This window comes from Lysobacter enzymogenes (genome assembly GCF_017355525.1).
GTDB classification, from domain to species: Bacteria; Pseudomonadota; Gammaproteobacteria; order Xanthomonadales; family Xanthomonadaceae; genus Lysobacter; species Lysobacter enzymogenes_C.
Genome location: NZ_CP067395.1, coordinates 5,475,662 through 5,495,209 on the forward strand (window position 1 = coordinate 5,475,662; position 19,548 = coordinate 5,495,209).

A 19,548-nucleotide genomic window follows, 5' to 3' on the forward strand; every position below is an offset into this window, starting at 1 on the left:
TCTTCGACGCGCGGTGCGCGCTCGCATCGTGACGTCGCTCGCGTCGGAGCGGGGCGTGCGCTGCGTGGGTCGGTTCGATCGTGTGGTGCGGTGGTGCGGTGCGAACGATGGCGCCTTGTGATCGCAGCGATTGCGAACGTCGGGCGCGACGCCGATTACGGTTCCGGATCGCAGAGGTAGTAGCCGACGCCGTAGTTCTTGGTCGGCTTGCCCCACGACTCGCGCGTGCCGTCGCAATGGATCGACGATTGGCCGACCAAGGCGCCGTTGTCGTCGTAATAGGTGTAGATCTGGCCGGGACCGGTCGGGCCGATCGCCGCGACCGCGGCGCCGACCGCGGCGAGCGCCGCCAGGCCGAGCCCCAGAGCGAGTTTCTTGCGCATGGTGATTTCTCTCGTAGTGCCGGCAGATCGCCGGCGCCACGAAGCTAGGCTGCGCGCACGGTTTACTCACGTGACATCTAACACCTGATCGTAGCTTTGTGACGATGGTCGTGCGGCGCGGGCGCGCGGCGCGCGCGGAATCGGGAATTGGTCGAGCGCATCGTGGCGAGCGGGCGGAGCCAATCCGTTGCGCGCATGCCGATGCAACGCAGCGACGGTCGCGGCCGCGCGCGATCGCACACGCGGCATTCGCCGTCGCCGGCGCGCAGCGGCGCAAACGAAAACGGCGGGGTCGCCCCCGCCGTCGCGTTCGCTGTCGGCGCGGGCTGCGGTCAGAACTGGCAGAACCAGTAGCCCATCTCGTACTGGTCGGTCACCTCGCCCCACTGGCTGAGGTTGTTGTCGCAGTCGCGCGATTCCACGCCGACCAGTTCGCCGTTGCGGTAGTACGCCGCGTACTCGCCGCGGCTGACGAACGCCGCGGTCGCGGCGGTGGCGAACAGGGTCAGGCCGAGGCCGAGGGTCAGGACGAGTTTCTTCTTGCTCATGAGGCGCTCCTTGTCGTGATGAGGTCGCCGGGGCTCCGGCGCAGTGCGCTTGCGCAGACAGCGGAGAACGCGGCGACGGCGCGTGCGCGGCGCGATCCCGGACGCGGCGGACGCTGCGTGCGCTGCGCGCGAAGCCTCGCCGTGTTCGATCCCGTCCCTGGTCCTCCGGCGGCCGCGCCGGCGGCGGCGACCGCGCTGCGGCCGTTCGCCAGGCAGCTTAGGAACGCCGCGCGCGGGCGCACAAGGCGCCGCGCACTGGCAAATGCGACAGGTCGCGGGCGGCCGTCCGTTCGTGCGCCGGCGCCTTGGGGCGGAGCGCGACGTGAGCGCGGGCCGCTTCTCGGTTCCCGCTTCCGCGCGCGCACTCCTGCTTCAAGCCGCTTGCAATGCCCGCGCGGCCTGCCGTAGGCTGCGCGGGCAGTCGCGGATTCCCATGCCAGCCGGCCCCGTCTCCCGACCCGTGTCAGAACGCCGCTCCCCAGCGGCGCCGCCCCAGGCGGTCCCGGTTCCCGGCCCATCGTGGCTCAGCGGCGCCGGCGCACCCCAGGCGATCTTTCCCGCAGTGCCGGCTCGCAAGCGTTTCCTCGTCTGATCCCCTCACGACCTGGAGCTTGCGATGAAAGTACTGGCCTGCGATGGCATCCACGAAGACGGTTTGGCCCTGTTCCGCGAAGCGGGCTGGGACGTCGTCGTGTCCGACCCGATCAAGGACACCGCCGCGCTCGCCGCCGCGCTCAAGGGCGTGGACGCGATCCTGGTGCGTTCGGCGACCAAGGTGCCGGCCGAAGCGCTGGCGGATGCGAACCAACTGCGCGTGATCGGCCGCGCCGGCGCCGGCGTCGACACCATCGACGTGGAAGCCGCGACCGAGCGCGGCATCGCGGTCATGAACGCGCCCGACGGCAACACCCTGGCCGCGGCCGAACACGCGATCTCGCTGCTGTTCGCGCTGGCCCGCCACATCCCGCGCGCCGACGCCGGCATGAAGGCCGGCGAATGGCCGAAGAACGGCCTCACCGGTTTCGAGCTCGAAGGCAAGAAGCTCGGCGTGATCGGCCTGGGCCGCATCGGCGGCACGGTCGCGCGCAAGGCCCAGGGCATCGGCATGGAAGTGGCCGCGCACGATCCGTTCCTGCCCGCGTCCGCCGCCGGCAAGGGCAGCGTGCCGCTGAAGACGCTCGAGGAGCTGCTGGCCTGGGCCGACGTCGTCACCCTGCACATCCCGCGCACCAAGGAAACGACCAACCTGCTGTCGGAAGCGAACATGCGCGCGATGAAGAAGGGCGCGTACCTGGTCAACGCCGCGCGCGGCGGCCTGGTCGACGAAGCCGCGCTGCTGGCGCTGATCGAAGAAGGCCACATCGCCGGCGCCGCGCTCGACACCTTCGTGACCGAACCGCTGCCGGCCGATTCGCCGCTGCGCGCGAACCCCAAACTGATCCTGACCCCGCACCTGGGGGCCTCGACCAGCGAAGCGCAGCAGGCGGTCAGCACGATCCTCGCCCGCCAGATCATCGACTTCGTCGCCACCGGCGCGGTCGCCGGCTGCGTCAACCTGCCGCCGCTGACCGCCGAAGCCGCGCGCGAAGTCGGCCCGTGGATGCCGCTGATGTCGGCGCTGGGCCGCCTCGCCGCGCGCCTGGTGCCGGCGCCTACGCGCCTGGAAATCACCTATGCCGGACGCACCGAAGCGCTGGATACGCGGCCGCTGTCGCGGCTGTTGGTGGCGGCGCTGCTCGGCACCGCATCGGGCCGGGTCACGCCGGTCAACGCGTTGCAGGAAGCCGCCGCGCGCGGGCTGGTCGTGTCGGAAACCCTCGGCGGCAACGGCGACGGTTTCGACCGCCTGCTCAAGCTGCGCGTGGTCGGCGAGAAGCGCACCCGCGAGATCGAGGCGACCTTGCACCGCGGCCCGCGCGTGGTCCGCCTGGACGGCGTCGAAATCGAATTCGATCCGCAGGCGCACGTGCTGCTGCTGCGCAACGAGGACCGTCCCGGCATGATCGGCGTGGTCGGCTCGACCCTCGGCGCGGCCGGCGTCAACATCGTCAACTTCGCCCTCGGCGCGGCCGGCGACGGCCAGGCGCGCGCGGCGATCACCGTCGACCGCCCGGTCAACGAGGAGCAACTGGCGGCGCTGCGCGCGACTCCGGGCATCCTCTCGCTGGCGCAGGTGTAAGCGCATGCGCATCCTGCTCGCCCGCCACGGAGAGACCCCCTGGAACGCCGAAGGCCGCTACCAGGGGCAGGAAGACATCGCGCTGTCGCCGGTCGGCGAAACCCAGGCGCGCGCGCTCGGCGCGCGCCTGCGCGAAGTGCCGGTGACGCGCGCGGTGGCCTCGCCGCTGTCGCGCGCGCGCCGCACCGCCGAGCTCGCGCTCGGCGAGGAGCGCGCGTCGATGCTGCAACTCGACCCGGGCCTGATGGAGATCGCCCACGGCAGTTGGGAAGGCCTGCTCGCCAGCGAAATCCGCGAACGCGACGGCGACCGCCTGCGCGCCTGGCGCGACACCCCGCACGAGGTGCTGATGCCCGGCGGCGAATCGATCGTGCACGTGCTCGACCGCGCCTGGCCCGCGTTCGCCAAGGCCTGCGAAGGGCTGAAGGACGACGACACCTTGCTGGTGGTCGCCCACGACGCGGTCAACCGGGTGCTGCTGTGCAAGATCCTCGGCATCCCGTTGGCCAAGCTGTGGACGTTCCGGCAGGCGCCGACGACGTTGAACCTGCTCGAGGGCGACAGCGTCGAGCGGCTCGAGGTGGTGCGGTTGAACGATTGCAGCCATCACACGGCGTTGTTCGGGGAGGCGGTGCATCGGGCGTTGTGAGCGCGCCGGACCGGGGCGCCGAACGGCGCTCCGGCCGCGTGCCGTTATGGTCCAATAGCCCCCGCGCGCCGCAGGACGCGGCGTCTTCAGGGGGCCACATGATCCGTTTCCGCGTTCTCGCGCACGCCTTGGCGGCGGCCGCGACGCTGGCCGTTTGCGCCGGCGCCGGCGCGCAGCCCGTTGCGCAAACCTTCGACCCGGGGGCCGGCGGCCCGATGCCGGCCGACTGTCCGCCGGGCGAGCCGCAGCGTTCGCCGCCGAAGTATCCGCGCGGCTACTTCACTGCCAGCGGCACCACGGTGTTGGTGCTGGACCTCGATCGCTGCGGCCTGATCGATCAGGTCTGGATCGAGCGCAACTCCGGCTACGCCGAGCTCGACCGTGCGGCGGTGGAAGCGGCCAGGCAGTGGCGCTTTTCGCCGGAAATCCGCCAGGGCCGGGCGGTGCCGTCGCGGGTGCGGCTGCCGCTGGATTTCCAGCCGCTCGCGCCCGAGCAGGTCGCCAAGTCGCGCGAGCGCGTGCAGGCCGAATGGGATCGGGCCCGGGCGAACGCGCGCGACGCCCAGCGTCCGCTGCAGAAAGACGGCACCTTGCCGGGCTATTTGCCCGACCCCTATCCGATGCCGGCCGGCTCGGCGCAGGAACTGATCCGCATGGTGCGCAGCGAAGGGCAGCGGATCCCCGGAGACTCGCCGCAGGTGCCGGTGTACACCACCAGTTCCGATCGCGGCCTGCTGGTCTGGCTGGTGCTGGAGGAGGGCATGAGCTTCTCGCCCGCGATCATCCGCCGGCGTCTGGTCGAGGACGGCGAGAAATCCTATTTCCTCAGCGCAGGCACGTGCAGCGCGGCGCGTGCGAGCGATTGCGACGATTTCCGGAAGTTCCTGGAGTTGATGATGGCGCAACACCCGCGGCCGCCGTTGCCGCGCGAGTTGCCGGCCGAACCGTCGCTGCCGCCGCGCGAGCCGATACGGACCTCGCCGGTCGGTCGCTCGCGCTTGCCGATGCCTGCGCTTGCGGATCCGCCGTCGCCGGCGCGCAAGGGCGCGGGCCCGTTGCCGCCGCCTCCGCCCCCGCCGCCGGAACCGCACGACGCCACGCCCCCGGTTCCGGCCTGGCAGCGGGACTGAGGCGGTCCGCATGCCCGCGCCGTGCCGTAGGGGCCGCCGCTGAATCCTGATTCGCCGCGTTCGGCCGTCGCTGCGCGCTTGTTTCGAATCCATCCAGATCCGATCGCGATATGAGAGCCGACAAAACTTTTTCCCCATTGGCGTCCTGGTTGCTTGCGCTGGCGTTGCTGCCGACGGCGGCATGGGCGGCGGATGCCTGTCCGCCGCGTCAGGGCGACAACGCGCCGCCCAAGTATCCCGACCCGGCCTTTCAACCCAACGCCGAAGTCACGCTGCTGATCGGCGTCGACCGTTGCGGCGCCGCGACGACGGTGGAGGCGCTGTGGACCTCCGGGTATCCGGCGCTCGACGCCGCCGCGGTCGAGGCCGCGCGCGGCTGGCGATTCGATCAGGGCCGCGGCGGGCGGGTCCGCGTGCCGGTCGCGTTCGTCGGCAACGGCCCCAGCGCGCCGACGACGTTGCGCAAGCCGACGCCGGAGTTCCTGGCGATCCTGGCCGACTTCTGCGCCATGCGGGTGCCGCCGGTGGCCGCGAACGCCGACGGGACGCTGCCGGGCTTCATCGCGGATCCCGCGCCGTTCGGTTTCGACTCCATCGCGGCGGCCGAACAGACCATGGCGCGCGAGGGCGTGCGCGAAGTCACAGACCTCGACAAGGCGGAGGGCCGCGGCTACATCACCGGAAACACGTTCCGCTGGGAGCGATGGCGCGTGTTCAAGGGCAACTGGGAATTCGCGCCCTCGGTGATGAAGCAGCGCAAGGTGTTCGACGGCGAAAAAAGCTTCATCGTCACCGGCGGCCGCTGCGAAGCCGCCGACCCGGCCAAATGCGCGCGGTTCGAATCGTTCCTGCGCGACTTCAACAAAAAGCCGCAACCGGCCCAGGAAGGGCCGCCGCCGTTGCCCGCAGGTTCGCGCTGCCTGTGAATCCGCCGCGCCGCGGCGGCGAGGGCGGGTGCCGGCGGCGGATCCGGACCGGATCCGTCGAACCGCAGCGGTCGGCGGGACGGCCGCGACGCGATTCCGCCGCTCCTGCGCGGCGACCGGATCGGCGACAATAGCCGCATGCAAACCCGTACCCTCGCCGACTGGCTCGCCCACATCGAACGCATCCACCCCAAGTCCATCGACATGGGGCTCGACCGCATCCGCGAAGTCTCCAGGCGCCTCGGGCTGACCCGCCCGGGCCGCGAGGTGATCACCGTCGGCGGCACCAACGGCAAAGGTTCCACCGTCGCCTTCATCGAAGCCATCGCCCGCGCCGACGGGCGCCGGGTCGGCGCCTACACCTCGCCGCATCTGCTGGCCTACAGCGAGCGCATCCGCATCGGCGGCGAAGACGCCGCCGACGCCGACATCGTCGCCGCGTTCGAAGCCATCGAGGCCGCGCGCGGCGAGGTCGCGCTGACCTATTTCGAATACGGCACCCTGGCCGCGCTGTGGCTGTTCGAACGCGCGGGGCTGGATCTGGCGATCCTGGAAGTCGGCCTCGGCGGGCGCCTGGACGCGACCAATATCGTCGACGCCGACGTGGCGGCGATCACCACGGTCGATCTGGATCACCAGGACTACCTCGGCGACGACCGCGAGAGCATCGGCTTCGAGAAGGCCGGCATCGCCCGCGGCTTCAAGCCGCTGGTGCTCGGCGACGACGATCCGCCGTCGAGCGTGCTGCGCCACGCTTACCTCATCGGCGCCTCGGCGGTGCGCGCGGGCTGCGATTTCTTCTTCGCTCCGCTCGACGACGATGCGGCGCGCTGGCACTGGCGCGAGGTCGGTTTCGAGGTCGAGCTGCCGCGCCCGGCGCTGATCGCGCCGGTGCAGATGCGCAACGCCGCGGTCGCGATCGCCGCGCTGCGCGCGCTGGACGTCGCGCCGAGCGAGCGCGCCCTGGCCGAAGGCGTGGCGCAGGCGCGCGTGGCCGGCCGCCTGCAGCGGTTCGAACGCGGCGGCGTCGAGATCCTGGTCGATGTCGGCCACAACCCGCAGGCCGCGCGCGAACTGGCCGCCTGGCTCGACGCGCAGCCGCCGCGGCCGACCCGCGCGGTGTTCGCCGCGCTCGGCGACAAGGATGCGGTCGGCGTGGTCGCGGCGTTGGGCGAACGCATCGCCGACTGGCATCTGGCCGGCCTCGGCGGCCCGCGCGGGACCACGGTGGAGGCCTTCGCGCAACGCCTGCAAGGCAGCGTCGCCGAACGCGGGCAGCGCCACGCCGACGTCGCCGAAGCCCTGGCCGCCGCGCGCGCGGCGGCGGGCGAGGGCGAACGCATCCTGGTGTTCGGCTCGTTCCACACCGCGGCCGAAGCCCTGCAGGCGCTCGCCGGCGACTGAGTGCGGGAGGGCCTGCAGGCCCGGCGCTTTTCGGCCGGATGAGCCGGAACCGACAGCAACGCGTCGGGCCCGAAGGTCCTGCACAAACAGCCCGCGGCAAAAAACCTTCGATACAACGCCTGTGCGCGGCGTGTTTTTCTGAACGCCTCATCGGCCCGCACCGCCCGTGCCCGGCCCTGTCCCCGCCCGGGGGTATAATTCGCGCCGCCCCCCGGCCAAGCGAGCGACTGAGTAGCGATGGAACCTGCCCTGAAACAGCGATTGATCGGTGCGTTGGTGTTGATCGCACTGGCGGTGATCTTCCTGCCCATGCTGATCAAGGGCCCGGCGCCCGAAAGCGGCGCCTCCGACGTTCCGCTGACCCTGCCCGACCAGCCGCAGGGCGGCCAGATCGAAACCCGCGAGCTGCCCCTGGTGACGCCGGGCGACGCGCCTTCGAGCGGCATGGTCGGCATGGAGCGTCCGCAGCCGGAGCCCAATGCCGCCACGCCGGCCGGCGACGGCCAGACCCTGCCGACGGTGGACACCGCCGCCGGCCGCCCGGGCATGCGGCCCGCCGCCACCGCCGGCGGCGATTACGCGGTGAGCTTCGGCAGCTACGCCAGCGCCGGCGACGCCGAGCGGGTCATCGCCGCGCTGCAGGCCGCGCGCCTGCCGGGGTATCAGGAAACCGCGGCAGGCGCCAACGGCCGCACCGTCTACCGCGTGCGCATCGGTCCGTTCGCGACCCAGGCCGACGCCGAGGCCGCGCGCTTGAATTCGAGCAAGGTGCGCAACGACGTCAGCGCCAAGGTCGTCGTGCTCAATGCCGACGCCGCCGATCTGGCGTCCGGCCCGGCGCCCAGCAAGCCTGCGGCGCTGCCGCCGGAAGCGAGCAAGCCTGCGCCGCTGCCGCCTGAACCTCTCAAGCCCGCGAAGCCCGAGCCGGCCAAGCCGGTCGCGGCCAAGCCCGCCGAAACCAAGCCCGTCAAGCCGGTGGAGCCGCCGAAGCCGGCCGAGACCAAGCCGGTCGCCGCGGCCAAGCCCGAACCCGCCAAGCCGGAACCGGCCAAGCCCGCGCCCGCCAAGCCCGAACCGGCCAAGCCCGCCGCCGCCGGCACCGGCTTCGCCGTGCAGCTCGGCGCCTTCGGCAACGCCGAGGAAGCCAACAAACTGCGCGACCGCGCCCGTGCGGCCGGTTTCAGCGCATTCGTCGAACAGGTCCGCACCGACAAGGGCACGCTCAACCGCGTGCGCATCGGTCCGGTGGTCAATCGCGCCGACGCCGACAAGCTCAAGGGCCAGGTCGCGGCCAAGCTCGGCATCGGCGACGCGCTGGTCAAACCGCATCCGTGACCGCGCGGGCGCGACGCGACCGCACCGGCTGCCAGCGAACGGCGGCCGCACACGCTAGGGAGTAAGGCGAATGACGGCTCTGGACTGGGGCTTGCTGGTGATCGTGGCGCTGTCGGCGCTGCTCGGCATGGCGCGCGGCCTGATCGGCGTGGCGGTGTCGCTGGCGGCGTGGCTGCTGGCCGGGCTCGGCGCGTTCCTGTTCGGCGGCGACGTCGCCCGCGGGCTCAGCGACAGCGGCGCCAGCTGGGGCGGCTACCTCGGCGGCTATACGCTGTGCTTCGCCGCGATCTGGGTCGGGGTCAGCATCCTCGGCTGGGTGATCCGCACCGTCGCCCATTCCTACGGCATGTCCGAGATGGACCGGCTGATGGGCCTGGGCCTGGGCACCCTGCGCGGGCTGATCTTCGCCTGCGCGCTGCTGGTGGTGCTGGGCCTGACCACGCTGCCGCGCGGGCCGACCTGGCGCAATTCCAGCCTCGCCTCGGTGCTGATGCCGGGCGCCCAGCTCATGCGCAGCGCCTTGCCCGACACGATCGCGCACAAGGTCGATCTGGAAGGCCGCGGCGGCTCGCTGCAGGAAACCGTGCAGGCCGAAGCCGGGCATCTGGAAAAGAATCTCAAGGGCAAGGTCGGCGCGACCGGCGGCAGCCTGCCCGGCGGCTTCGGCGGCCTGCCCAATCCGCTCGACGCGCTGGCCGGCGCCAGCGCGGGCGGCGGCGGCGGCGACCAGGGCGTGGGCGCCGGCGGCGATCCGGCCCAGGTCCTGCCCGACGCCTTGCCCGAGCCGCAGGCGCAGTCGCGCGGCGGCGATCCCGCCGGCGGCCTCGGCGGCCTGACCGGCCTGCTGCCCGGCGCGATGCGCGACCTGCTGCCGAAACAGGCGCCGGCCGGCCGCGGCGACGCCGCGCCCGCGCCGCGCGGCGTAGAAGGCCGCCGGATCCGCGACGATGGCGGCGCGGTCGACGCCAGCCAAGACGACAAGCACGTGCGCTGACGCGCTTTGCGCTTGCAATACGGCGGCCGCGCCGCCACTTCGGGCTTACCGAACGCGCTGTTTCGCGCCCGCAGCGGCCGCGACGACTGCATTCGCGGCCGCCACGGGCGATAATCCGCGCCGCACCGGCCACGCCGATCCCGCGGGCGCCGCGGCGGCTTCACGACTCACCACGCGTCCCCACGCGACACGACAGGCAGGACCAGCGCTATGTGCGGCATTCTCGGAATCGTCGGCAACACGGATGTCGCCGCCCAGCTCTACGACGGACTCACGGTGCTGCAGCATCGCGGCCAGGACGCGGCCGGCATCGCCACCGCCGACGGCGCGCGCCTGCGCGTGCACAAGGGCAACGGCCTGGTCAGCGACGTGTTCGACGAGTCGTCCATGCGCCTGCTCGAAGGCCGCGTCGGCATCGGCCACTGCCGCTATCCGACCGCGGGCAGCGAAGGCTCCGACGAAGCCCAGCCGTTCTACGTCAACTCGCCGTTCGGCATCGCCCTGGCGCACAACGGCAACCTGATCAACACCGACACGCTGCGCCGCGAAGTGTTCGAGCAGGACCGCCGCAACATCAACACCGAATCGGATTCGGAAGTGCTGCTCAACGTGTTCGCGCACGAGCTCGACCGCCAGCGCGCGCTGACCCCGGACGCCGCGTTCGCCGCGATCGAAGGCGTGCACCGCCGCTGCATCGGCGGCTACGCCGTGGTCGCCACCGTGCTCGGCCTGGGCCTGGTCGCGTTCCGCGACCCGCACGGCATCCGCCCGCTGGTGCTCGGCAAGCGCCGCATCGGCAATCAGGACGAATACGCGGTCGCCTCCGAATCGGTGGCGCTGGACCTGCTCGGCTTCGAGCGCCTGCGCGACGTGCGCCCGGGCGAGGGCATCGTGGTCACCGCGCGCGGCGAGCTGTTCGCGCGCCAGTGCGCGGAAGTGCGCACGCATACGCCGTGCATCTTCGAATACGTCTACTTCGCCCGCCCCGACTCGATGATGGACGACGTCTCGGTGCACAAGGCGCGCATGCGCATGGGCCAGACCCTCGGCGAGAAGATCCTGCGCCTGCGTCCGGACCACGACATCGACGTGGTCATCCCGATTCCCGACACCTCGCGCGACTCGGCCCTGGAAATCGCCAACACCCTCGGCGTGAAGTACCGCGAAGGCTTCATCAAGAACCGCTACGTCGGCCGCACCTTCATCATGCCGGGGCAGGGCGAGCGGGCGAAGTCGGTGCGGCGCAAGCTCAATCCGATTCCGCTGGAATTCCGCAACCGCGTCGTGCTGCTGGTCGACGACTCGATCGTGCGCGGCACCACCTCGCGCCAGATCGTGCAGATGGCGCGCGACGCCGGCGCGCGCAAGGTCTACCTGGCCTCGGCGGCGCCGGCGGTGCGGCATCCCAACATCTACGGCATCGACATGCCGTCGGCCGAGGAACTGGTCGCGCACGGCCGCAGCGACGAGCAGGTGCAGGAACTGCTGGGCTGCGACTGGCTGATCTACCAGGACCTCGACGCGCTGGAGCAGGCGGTGTCCGGGCCGAAGCACCGCATCGACCACTTCGATTCGTCGTGCTTCAACGGCGAGTACGTGACCGGCGTGGAGCCGGGATATTTCGAGCGCATCCAGCAGATGCGTTCGGACGACGCCAAGAAGACCCGCCGCGCTTCGTGAGCGCGGCGGCGCCTCATGCGCAGGCGTCGACGCTGTTCGACGCCGCGCGCGCCTGCCTCGATGCGGCCACGCCGCAGGCCAAGGTCGAACTGACCTTCGCTTACGCCGGCGCGTTCGCGCGCGGCGAGTTGGCGACGCCGGACGATGCGCCGGCGCCCGAACCGATCCGCATGCCCGGGCGCCCGCCGCGGCCGGCGCTGGTGCATCCGCGCGAGCTGCCCAAGCGCGGCTTCGGCACCGCCGAGGGCCGCGCCGCGTTCGTCCACGCCATCGCCCACATCGAATTCAACGCCATCGACCTGGGCTGGGACGCGGTCTATCGTTTCCGCGGCCTGCCGGCGCAGTTCTACGCCGACTGGGTCGGCGTGGCCAACGACGAGGCGCGCCATTTCCAGCTGCTGCGCGACCGCCTGCGCGAGCTGGGCTACGACTACGGCGATTTCGACGCCCACAACGGGCTGTGGGAAATGGCCGAAAAAACCGCCCACGACGGCCTCGCGCGCATGGCCCTGGTGCCGCGCGTGCTGGAGGCGCGCGGGCTCGACGTGACCCCGGGCATGATCGTCAAGCTGCGCTCGCTCGGCGACCACGCCACCGTCGCCATCCTGGAAACGATCCTGCGCGAAGAAGTCGGCCACGTCGCCGCGGGTTCGCGCTGGTTCCGCTGGTACTGCGAGCGCGCCGGCATCGATCCGAATCCGCGCTTCCGCGAATTGCTGGCCGAGTACGCGCGCGCGGTGCTGTACGGGCCGTTCAATTTCGAAGCGCGCAGCGCCGCCGGGTTCGACGACGAGGAACTGCGCATGCTCGAGACGTTCGCCCACCCGCGCGACTGACCGTTCGCGCGGCGGCGCTCGCGCAAGAACGCACGGTTTCGAAGCCGCGGACCACAGAAAAACACATCTTCGGCCGCCGCTGCGCCGCAGCACCCCGGCGCCCGCGCCGGTAAAGCGCCGCCGCAGCGGATATGCCAAGGTCGCCGTTCCACAGGCAAGGATGGGGGACGCTGTGAGACCGACGAGTCCGAACGTAACGATCGCGCTGTTCGCCGCGGCGCTGGCCTGCGCGCAGGCGCAGGCGCAGACGCCCGGCCCTGGCGCCGCCGAGTACGCGCGCGCCGAGAAAGTGCTGGACTACAACCTCAAGGGCAAGGTGCGCAACGCGCGGGTCGAGCCGAACTGGCTCGGCGACGGACGCTTCTGGTATCGCCGCGACGGCGCGGCCGGGGCCGAGTACGTGTTGGTCGATCCGGCCAAACGCAGCCGCGAACCCTTGTTCGATCCGGCGCGCCTGCGTCCGGCCTTGGCCGCGGTCGCGCCCGACGCGGCGCCGGCGCCGCGCTCGGTGCGGGCCGACAACGGCGTATTGCATGCGGATTTCGCCGCCGGCGCGGCCGCGCTGTCCTGCGATCTGTCGGCATATCGCTGCGAAAAGGCCGCCGTCGCCGTCGCCGACCCGCTGTGGCTGCCGTCGCCCGACGGCCGCCGCGCGCTGTTGGTGCGCGAGCACAACCTGTGGCTGCGCGACCTGCGCAGCGGCGCCGAACGTCGATTGACCCGCGACGGCGTAGCGCACTACGGCTACGGCGTGCTGCCCGACTTCGCCCTGCATGCGGTGCCGAACCAGCAGGGCAAGTGGAAATCGCCGCCGATGACGGTGAACTGGTCGCCCGACGGCAAGCGCGTGTTCGGCACCCGTTACGACGAGCGCCGGGTCGAGCCGTATCCGATGGTGGCGATGGCGCCGGAAGACGGCTGGAAGCCCAAGGTCTACGAGATCCGGCTCGGTCTGATGGGCGAGGCCGAAACCGCGCGCGACGAGTGGTATTCGATCGACGTCGACGCCGGCAAGGTGCGCCGCATCGCGATTCCCGCGGGCTGGAACCACGCGATCGAATCCGATCTGTTGGGCTGGTCGCCCGACGCAAGCCGCGCCTACGTGCCGATCGCGCGCTACGACCGGCCGGCGCGGATGCGGCTGATCGAGGTCGATCTCTCCAACGGCCAGTTGCGCACCCTGCTCGAAGAACGTTCCGACACCCGCATCCAGCTCAACGACTTCCTCTACAGCCGCCCGGCGGTCGCGGTGCTGCGCGAGCGCAATCAGATCGTGTGGTTTTCCGAGCGCGACGGCTGGGGCCATCTGTATCTTTACGACCTGCACGACGGACGCCTGGTCCGCCGGCTGACGTCCGGCGCGTGGCTGGTGCGCGACGTCATCGGCGTCGACGAAAAGCGCGGCGAGCTGTACTTCACCGCCGGCGGCCGCGAGCCCGGCGATCCGTACCAACGCCGCTTGTATCGGGTCGCGCTCGACGGCGGCGAGCCCACGCTGCTGACGCCGGAAGCGGCCGACCACGCCATCGAAGCCGGCGCCAGCGCGATTCTCGGCAGCGCCGCGCAGAACCTGCTGTCGCCGGACGGCGCTTACGTCGTCGACAGCTATTCGACCCTCGACACCGCGCCGCGCACGGTGCTGCGCTCGACCCGCGACGGCGCAGTCGTGCTGGAGCTGGAACGCGCCGACGACAGCGCGGTGCGCGCGGCCGGCTGGGTGCCGCCGCAGCGGCTCAAGTTCACCGCCGCCGACGGCCGCAGCGAGATCTACGCGACCGCGTATTTCCCGCCGGAGTACTCCAGGGAAACGGCGCGGCCCAAGCAGTATCCGGTCATCGACGCCTACTACGGCGGCCCGCAGATCAACAACGCGCCGGTCGGGTTCGTCGACGCCACCGCCACGACCAATCCGATCTCGCGCTCGGCGCTGGCGCGCTTGGGTTTCGTGGTGATCACCATCGACGCGCGCGGCACACCGGGCCGCTCGCAGGCCTTCCACGACGTCAGCTTCGGCGATTTCGCCGATCCGCAGATCGACGACCACGTCGCCGCGATCGAGCAACTGGCGCAGCGCTTCCCCGGCATCGACACCGGCCGCGTCGGCGTCTACGGCCATTCCTTCGGCGGCTACACCTCGACCCGGGCGATCCTGTACCGACCGGATTTCTACAAGGTCGCGGTGTCCTCGGCCGGCGCGCACAACTACCAGGGCATGTACGGCGGCGGCGTCAACGGCCTGGAGCGCCTGCTCGCCGGCCCGCCGGACTACGGCAACGGCCGCCGCATCAAGCCCACCCCCGGCGCGGTGCCGGACAACTACCGCGCGCTCGACAACGCCGCCCTGGCCGACAAGCTGCAGGGCAAGCTGATGCTGGTGCTCGGCGATCTGGACGAGAACGCGCTGCCGGCGGTGACCCTGCAACTGTCCTCGGCGCTGATCCGCGCCAACAAGGACTTCGACCTGCTGTATCTGCCGAACCAGAACCACGAGCTGTTCCGCAACGATGCGTACTACACGCGGCGGATGTGGGATTACTTCGTCGAGCATCTGGGCGGGAGCAAGCCGCCGACGGGGTACAAGCTGGCGCCGCCGCCGGCCAAGCCGAGCGGGCAGGTGTTCTGAAGCGCGGGCGCCGACGTTGTGTCCGGGCGAGCGCCCGGGCATGGCGGTCGCCGTGCCGGCGTACTTGCGCAATACTTGCGCGGAGCGGCGCCGCCGCATCGGCGGCGAGCGAGGCACGGACGGACGGGAGCGGCGAATGGACACGCAACGACGCGGATCGAGCAGCAGATTTTTCTTCGTGCGCGAACGCGCCTGGCGCGAGTTCGCGCAAGCGGCCGCGTTGACGCTGACCTTGGTGTGTTGCTTCGCCGGTGCGGCCGCTGCGCGGCCGCGTCAGTACGTGGTCGAGAGCTTCGCAAAGCGCGATTTCGTTCCCCATGTTTACGATCAAAGCGAACTCGTCCGCGCTTATGGCCCGGGTTGGGTGTCGGCCGAAAATGGCGTCGAATACCGCTGGTATCGCGATGCCGGGTCGGATCGCTGGCTGCGCTTGGCCAGCGACACGGATCCGGCGCCGTCCTATCGCACCGTCGATGAAATGCTGGTGCTGTCCTTCGGCCCGTCGCGCGCGGCGAGCGGGCGGATCGAATCGCTGGCCGCGGTGGACTTGTTCGGCGTGAAACTGGGCAGTCCAGCCGCCGAAGCGGTGAAAGCAGCGAAAAGCCGGCATTTCTGGCGCCGCGGCCCGACGCGGCTGCTGGGGCGGCGGCTCGAGGAAATCGAATTCCTTCCACGCGGGCCGGATACCGGCCTGATTTACCGCTACTTCCTGCGCGAAGGAACCGTGGTCGGACTGTCGGTCGCGATAACCGAGTAAGCGCGTGCGCGCGCCGCCGCTGAAGGAGGCGACATGAGATATCGATCCATGATGTACGCCGATGCGATGGGCCTGGCGGCCTATCTGAATCAGGTCGACCTGTCGCTGGACCGCAGCTCGGGCGTCCTGCGCGGGGACGTCGCCGATTATTTCGCGCGCAACAGCGCACCGATCGGGCAGGTCATCGCCTATGTGGCTTCGTTGTCGCAGCCGCCGGCGGCTGCGCCGCCGCGCTGGTGGCTATGGCGGTTCTGGCGGCTGGTCAACGTCGTGCGCCGCAATCCGATCGTCGATCATGCTTCGCTCGGCGAAATCGGCGCGGCCTTGCGCGAGGTGGCGGACTATCTCGCGGCGGCCGACGCACCCACCGACGGTGCCGTGTATCCGCTGCGTTACCGCGTATGCCTGGCCTGCATGGCGTTCACCCGGACCTTCGCCGTGTCCGACGAATACAAGAGTCGCCTGGTCGAACATCTGCATCAGAACGACATCTTGCGCGGTCGGCTCAGGCCGTTTCGCGATCTTGCCGGTGAACGATGGCCCTATGCCGGTCCGGGCAACTCATAAACTTCAGGAATGGGCTGCGGCACGTCGAGGCGTTCTACCGGATCGGCTGTAACGACCCAGGCCATCGGGCGGGCCGCAACCGTATGCGCCGAAACGGCGCGCCATCGCGGTAGCGCCTGTCATCAGACAACGCCGGTGCGTCGGCCGATAGCGACGCAGGCACAGTCCTGGCGCCGATTCCATCAAATGACGCCGATCTGACATACCCCTTTCACACGCCCCGAACAGACTTCCGGCCTTCGCTCCCCGCCGCCCGGAGCGAATGACGCGAGGGATCGCGCCAGTGGCGGTCCCCCATACAAATCGGAAGTCCCATGACGACGAAGACGACGCTCCTCGCCGCCTCGATCCTGCTGTGCCTGCACGCAGGTTCCACCTTCGCCGCCGAAGCGCCCGCCGCCGATGCCGCGCCCGCCGCCGACGCCCACCGCGACGCCACCACGCTCGATGCGGTCTCGGTGGTCGGCACCGGCCAGACCCGCCAGGTGCAGGTCCTGGGCCGCGCCGAACTGCAGCGCGAAGCCGCCGGCACCAATCCGCTGAAGGTCATGGCCAAGCTGCCGGGCGTGCACTTCCAGAGCTCCGATCCGTGGGGCAACTACGAGTGGTCGAGCAAGCTCAGCATCCGCGGCTTCTCGCAGCAGCAGCTCGGTTTCACCCTCGACGGCGTGCCGCTCGGCGACATGAGCTACGGCAACCACAACGGCCTGCACATCGGCCGCGCGATCACCTCGGAGAACCTGTCCGGCGCCGAACTCTCGCAGGGCTCGGGCGCGATCGATACCGCCTCGTCGGGCAACCTCGGCGGCACCTTGCGCTTCTTCAGCTCCGACCCGTCGTCCGAATTCGGCGTGCGCCTGGCCCAGACCCTGGGCAGCGATTCCACCAGCCGCAGCTTCATGCGCATGGACACCGGCGACCACAACGGCTTCAGCGCCTACCTCAGCGGCGTGTTCCACACCACCGACAAGTGGAAGGGCGACGGTCCGCAGCGCAACACCCAGTTCAACGGCAAGTTCGTCTACGCCGGCGAAGACTTCAAGATCACCGGCTACGCCGACTCCTCGCGCCGCCGCGAAACCGACTACGCCGACCTGTCGCTGGAATCGGCCAAGCGCCTGGGCATGGACTGGGACAACTACGCCAAGGACTGGCAGCGCGCCATCGATGCGGCCAACGGCAAGTTCAGCGGCGGCGTGACCAGCCTCGACGATGCGTACTACATCGCCCGCGGCGTGCGCGACGACGATCTGGCGTACCTGAGCGCGGAGTGGAACGCCAGCCCGGACGTGACCCTCGCGGCCACCGTCTACTACCACACCAACGAAGGCCAGGGCCATTGGGCCACGCCGTATTCGAAGTCGCCGACGGTGCCGCTGCGCATGCGCACCACCGAATACGACATCGAGCGCACCGGCTTCATGCCGAGCCTGAGCTGGCAGCTCGGCAACCACCGCCTGCAGGCCGGCCTGTGGCTGGAGAAGAACGACCACGGCGTGCAGCGCAACTTCTACGATCTCAAGGCGACCGAGCCGCCGAACGACATCTTCTTCTACCGCAACCCGTCCGAGCGCGTGTTCCGCCAGCGCTTCGACACCGACACGCGCATGTACTACGTGCTCGACCACATGGAGTTCGCCGACGGCCGCCTGGCCGTGGACGCGGGCTTCAAGGGCCTGCGCGTGGAGACCGACGGCAAGACCCTGATCGGCGGCGCCAGCCGCGCCAGCGGCAAGCTGGTGTCGGAAGACAACTTCCTGCCGCAGCTCGGCGCGCGCTGGCAGCTCGGCGAACACGAGGAAATCTTCGGTTCGTACAGCGAGAACCTGTCGGCGTTCCGCACCGGCGTCAACGGCCCGCATTCGACCTCGCAGGCCGCGTTCGACGCCGCAGTCGGTTCGCTCGAGCCGGAAAGCTCCAAGACCCTGGAAGCCGGCCTGCGCACCAGCCGCGACCAGATCGAAGCCTCGGTGGCGGTGTACCGGGTCAACTTCGAGAACCGCCTGCTGGCGATCGCGCGTTGCGCCGGCATCGTCGGTTGCGCGTCGAGCTTCGCCAACGTCGGCGACGTCGAGAGCCGGGGCGCCGAGATCACCGTGCAGTGGAAGCCGATCGCCGGGCTGACCTGGTACCACTCGCTGGCGTTCAACGATTCGCAGTACGAGTCGGATTATCTCGACGGCACGACCCTGGTGCGGACCAAGGGCAAGCAGGTGGTCGACGCGCCCAAGCGCCTGTACGCGACCGAGCTGCGCTGGGAACGCGACGGCCTGGCGCTGCAACTGGGCGCCAAGTACACCGACAAGCGCTACCTGACCTATCTCAACGACTCCAAGGTCGACGGGTTCTGGGTGGTCGACGCGTCGGCGTCGTACGAGTGGAAGGAATTGTCGTGGGCGGATGCGTTCAAGCTGCAGTTGAACGCGACCAATCTGTTCGACAAGGAATACTTCGGCAGCATCGGCACCAACGGCTTCGTCGCGTCGGATCCGAAGGGGCTGAACTACACCTTGCAGTCGGGCGCGCCGCGGCAGGTGTTCGTGACGGCGGAAGTGCGGTTCTGATCGAAGCCGTCCGCGCCCGCGAGGGCGGCGGACAAGCGAACGCCCGCGTAATCGCGGGCGTTCGTTTTTGCGGCGCAGCGACTGTAGGGGCGGCGCGAGCCGCGACTGCGACGCCGCGCTTGCGACGCAACCTGCTGCCCCGCGGTCGCGGCTTGCGCCGCTCCTACAGGGAGGCCATGCGGCTTAGTCCAAGGCTTGCAGGCGCATGCCGTCGAGGTCGACGCGCAGCACCGAGCCTTGTTCGTACCAATCGCCGAGCACCACGCGCTTGCGCGCGCGGCCGCCGGCTTCGAGTTCGTGGATCGCCGGGCGGTGGGTATGGCCGTGGATCATCGTGTCCACGCCGTAACGCACGAAGGTTTCCGCGACCGTGGCGGGGGCGACGTCGGTGATGGTTTCCATGCGCCCGGCGTCCTTGAGCCCGGCCTGGTGCGCCTTGCTCGCCGCGCGCGCCTGTTGGGCGAAGGCCAGGCGCGCGGCCAGCGGCTGGGCCAGGAACTGCGCCTGCCACAGCGGGTGGCGGGTCTGGGCGCGGAACTGCTGGTAGGCGACGTCGTCGGTGCACAGCAGGTCGCCGTGGCCGATCAGCACCGGTCGGCCGTACAGCACGATCACCGCCGGGTCCGGCAGGATGCGCATGCCGGCGCGCTCGGCGTAGTCGCGGCCGAGCAGGAAGTCGCGGTTGCCGCGGATGAAGAACACCGGCACGCCAGAATCGGCCAGCGCCTTGAGTTCGGCGGCGACGAAGGCGCCGGTCTCGGCCGGGTCGTCGTCGCCGACCCAGGCTTCGAACAGGTCGCCGAGGATGTACAGCGCGTCGGCGCCGCGGGCCTCGGCGCGGACGAAACGGCCGAACAGCTCGGTGATCTGCGGGCGTTCGGCGTCCAGGTGCAGGTCGGAAATGAAGAGCGTGGTCATGGCGCTAGTTTAGGGCGTTTGCCCGAGTCGGGCCGAGTCGGGCCGGGCCGGGGCA

General features: G+C 70.5%; 16 protein-coding genes. 13 read left to right on the top strand and 3 right to left on the bottom strand.

What is annotated here, in order from left to right:
• Positions 1-155: 155 nt before the first annotated feature.
• Both JHW38_RS23110 and JHW38_RS23115 read right to left on the bottom strand, forming a co-directional pair.
• A complete protein-coding gene (locus JHW38_RS23110) occupies positions 156-383 on the bottom strand; it encodes a DUF6289 family protein (protein WP_207523622.1) in 228 nt (75 codons plus the stop codon).
• A 332-nt stretch (positions 384-715) separates the two neighbouring features.
• Positions 716-931: a DUF6289 family protein gene (locus JHW38_RS23115; RefSeq protein WP_207523623.1), complete on the bottom strand. Its 216-nt coding sequence runs from the start codon at positions 929-931 to the stop codon at positions 716-718.
• A 616-nt stretch (positions 932-1,547) separates the two neighbouring features.
• Here JHW38_RS23115 and serA point away from each other — a divergent pair.
• The 13 genes from serA (at position 1,548) to JHW38_RS23180 (ending at position 18,575) form a co-directional block, all read left to right on the top strand.
• Positions 1,548-3,110 (top strand): phosphoglycerate dehydrogenase, encoded by a 1,563-nt coding sequence (gene serA, locus JHW38_RS23120; RefSeq protein ID WP_207523624.1) that lies wholly within the window; start codon positions 1,548-1,550, stop codon positions 3,108-3,110.
• Positions 3,111-3,114: 4 nt separating this feature from the next.
• Positions 3,115-3,759, top strand: a complete 645-nt coding sequence (locus tag JHW38_RS23125) for a histidine phosphatase family protein (RefSeq protein WP_207523625.1) — start codon at positions 3,115-3,117, stop codon at positions 3,757-3,759.
• Positions 3,708-4,889, top strand: coding sequence for an energy transducer TonB (locus JHW38_RS23130; RefSeq protein ID WP_207523626.1), 1,182 nt, complete (start codon positions 3,708-3,710; stop codon positions 4,887-4,889). Before JHW38_RS23125 ends, JHW38_RS23130 begins: the two co-directional genes overlap by 52 nt.
• A 110-nt stretch (positions 4,890-4,999) precedes the next feature.
• Positions 5,000-5,815 (top strand): TonB family protein, encoded by an 816-nt coding sequence (locus JHW38_RS23135; RefSeq protein WP_207523627.1) that lies wholly within the window; start codon positions 5,000-5,002, stop codon positions 5,813-5,815.
• 138 nt (positions 5,816-5,953) lie between these two features.
• Complete coding sequence (gene folC / locus JHW38_RS23140) at positions 5,954-7,219, top strand: bifunctional tetrahydrofolate synthase/dihydrofolate synthase (protein ID WP_207523628.1); 1,266 nt, start codon at positions 5,954-5,956, stop codon at positions 7,217-7,219.
• A gap of 237 nt (positions 7,220-7,456) precedes the next feature.
• A complete protein-coding gene (locus JHW38_RS23145; RefSeq protein WP_207523629.1) occupies positions 7,457-8,554 on the top strand; it encodes an SPOR domain-containing protein in 1,098 nt (365 codons plus the stop codon).
• 70 nt (positions 8,555-8,624) lie between these two features.
• A complete protein-coding gene (locus JHW38_RS23150) occupies positions 8,625-9,548 on the top strand; it encodes a CvpA family protein (RefSeq protein WP_207523630.1) in 924 nt (307 codons plus the stop codon).
• Between the two features lie 210 nt (positions 9,549-9,758).
• On the top strand, positions 9,759-11,228 hold the full coding sequence (gene purF / locus JHW38_RS23155; RefSeq protein ID WP_207523631.1) for an amidophosphoribosyltransferase: 1,470 nt from the start codon (positions 9,759-9,761) through the stop codon (positions 11,226-11,228).
• Positions 11,225-12,064: a ferritin-like domain-containing protein gene (locus tag JHW38_RS23160; RefSeq protein WP_207523632.1), complete on the top strand. Its 840-nt coding sequence runs from the start codon at positions 11,225-11,227 to the stop codon at positions 12,062-12,064. Before purF ends, JHW38_RS23160 begins: the two co-directional genes overlap by 4 nt.
• 172 nt (positions 12,065-12,236) lie before the next feature.
• A complete protein-coding gene (locus JHW38_RS23165; RefSeq protein ID WP_242691060.1) occupies positions 12,237-14,687 on the top strand; it encodes a S9 family peptidase in 2,451 nt (816 codons plus the stop codon).
• 136 nt (positions 14,688-14,823) lie between these two features.
• The gene (locus tag JHW38_RS23170; RefSeq protein WP_207523634.1) at positions 14,824-15,444 is read left to right on the top strand and encodes a hypothetical protein; all 621 of its coding nucleotides are present in this window, start codon (positions 14,824-14,826) and stop codon (positions 15,442-15,444) included.
• 48 nt (positions 15,445-15,492) lie between these two features.
• Positions 15,493-16,011: a hypothetical protein gene (locus JHW38_RS23175; protein WP_207523635.1), complete on the top strand. Its 519-nt coding sequence runs from the start codon at positions 15,493-15,495 to the stop codon at positions 16,009-16,011.
• Between the two features lie 314 nt (positions 16,012-16,325).
• Entirely contained in the window at positions 16,326-18,575 is a 2,250-nt protein-coding gene (locus JHW38_RS23180; RefSeq protein WP_207523636.1) for a TonB-dependent receptor, read from the top strand.
• A 183-nt stretch (positions 18,576-18,758) separates the two neighbouring features.
• Here JHW38_RS23180 and lpxH read toward each other — a convergent pair whose 3' ends face one another.
• Positions 18,759-19,493, bottom strand: a complete 735-nt coding sequence (gene lpxH / locus JHW38_RS23185) for a UDP-2,3-diacylglucosamine diphosphatase (RefSeq protein ID WP_207523637.1) — start codon at positions 19,491-19,493, stop codon at positions 18,759-18,761.
• Positions 19,494-19,548 lie beyond the last annotated feature (55 nt).

Bases quoted from the DNA above. Each gene is read 5' to 3' on its own strand.
- JHW38_RS23150 (WP_207523630.1), top strand. From the start codon at position 8,625: ATGACGGCTCTGGACTGGGGCTTGCTGGTGATCGTGGCGCTGTCGGCG.
- JHW38_RS23175 (WP_207523635.1), top strand. From the start codon at position 15,493: ATGATGTACGCCGATGCGATGGGCCTGGCGGCCTATCTGAATCAGGTC.
- folC (WP_207523628.1), top strand. From the start codon at position 5,954: ATGCAAACCCGTACCCTCGCCGACTGGCTCGCCCACATCGAACGCATC.
- JHW38_RS23110 (WP_207523622.1), bottom strand. From the start codon at position 383: ATGCGCAAGAAACTCGCTCTGGGGCTCGGCCTGGCGGCGCTCGCCGCG.
- JHW38_RS23115 (WP_207523623.1), bottom strand. From the start codon at position 931: ATGAGCAAGAAGAAACTCGTCCTGACCCTCGGCCTCGGCCTGACCCTG.
- serA (WP_207523624.1), top strand. From the start codon at position 1,548: ATGAAAGTACTGGCCTGCGATGGCATCCACGAAGACGGTTTGGCCCTG.
- JHW38_RS23135 (WP_207523627.1), top strand. From the start codon at position 5,000: ATGAGAGCCGACAAAACTTTTTCCCCATTGGCGTCCTGGTTGCTTGCG.
- JHW38_RS23145 (WP_207523629.1), top strand. From the start codon at position 7,457: ATGGAACCTGCCCTGAAACAGCGATTGATCGGTGCGTTGGTGTTGATC.
- JHW38_RS23170 (WP_207523634.1), top strand. From the start codon at position 14,824: ATGGACACGCAACGACGCGGATCGAGCAGCAGATTTTTCTTCGTGCGC.
- JHW38_RS23125 (WP_207523625.1), top strand. From the start codon at position 3,115: ATGCGCATCCTGCTCGCCCGCCACGGAGAGACCCCCTGGAACGCCGAA.
- lpxH (WP_207523637.1), bottom strand. From the start codon at position 19,493: ATGACCACGCTCTTCATTTCCGACCTGCACCTGGACGCCGAACGCCCG.
- purF (WP_207523631.1), top strand. From the start codon at position 9,759: ATGTGCGGCATTCTCGGAATCGTCGGCAACACGGATGTCGCCGCCCAG.
- JHW38_RS23180 (WP_207523636.1), top strand. From the start codon at position 16,326: ATGACGACGAAGACGACGCTCCTCGCCGCCTCGATCCTGCTGTGCCTG.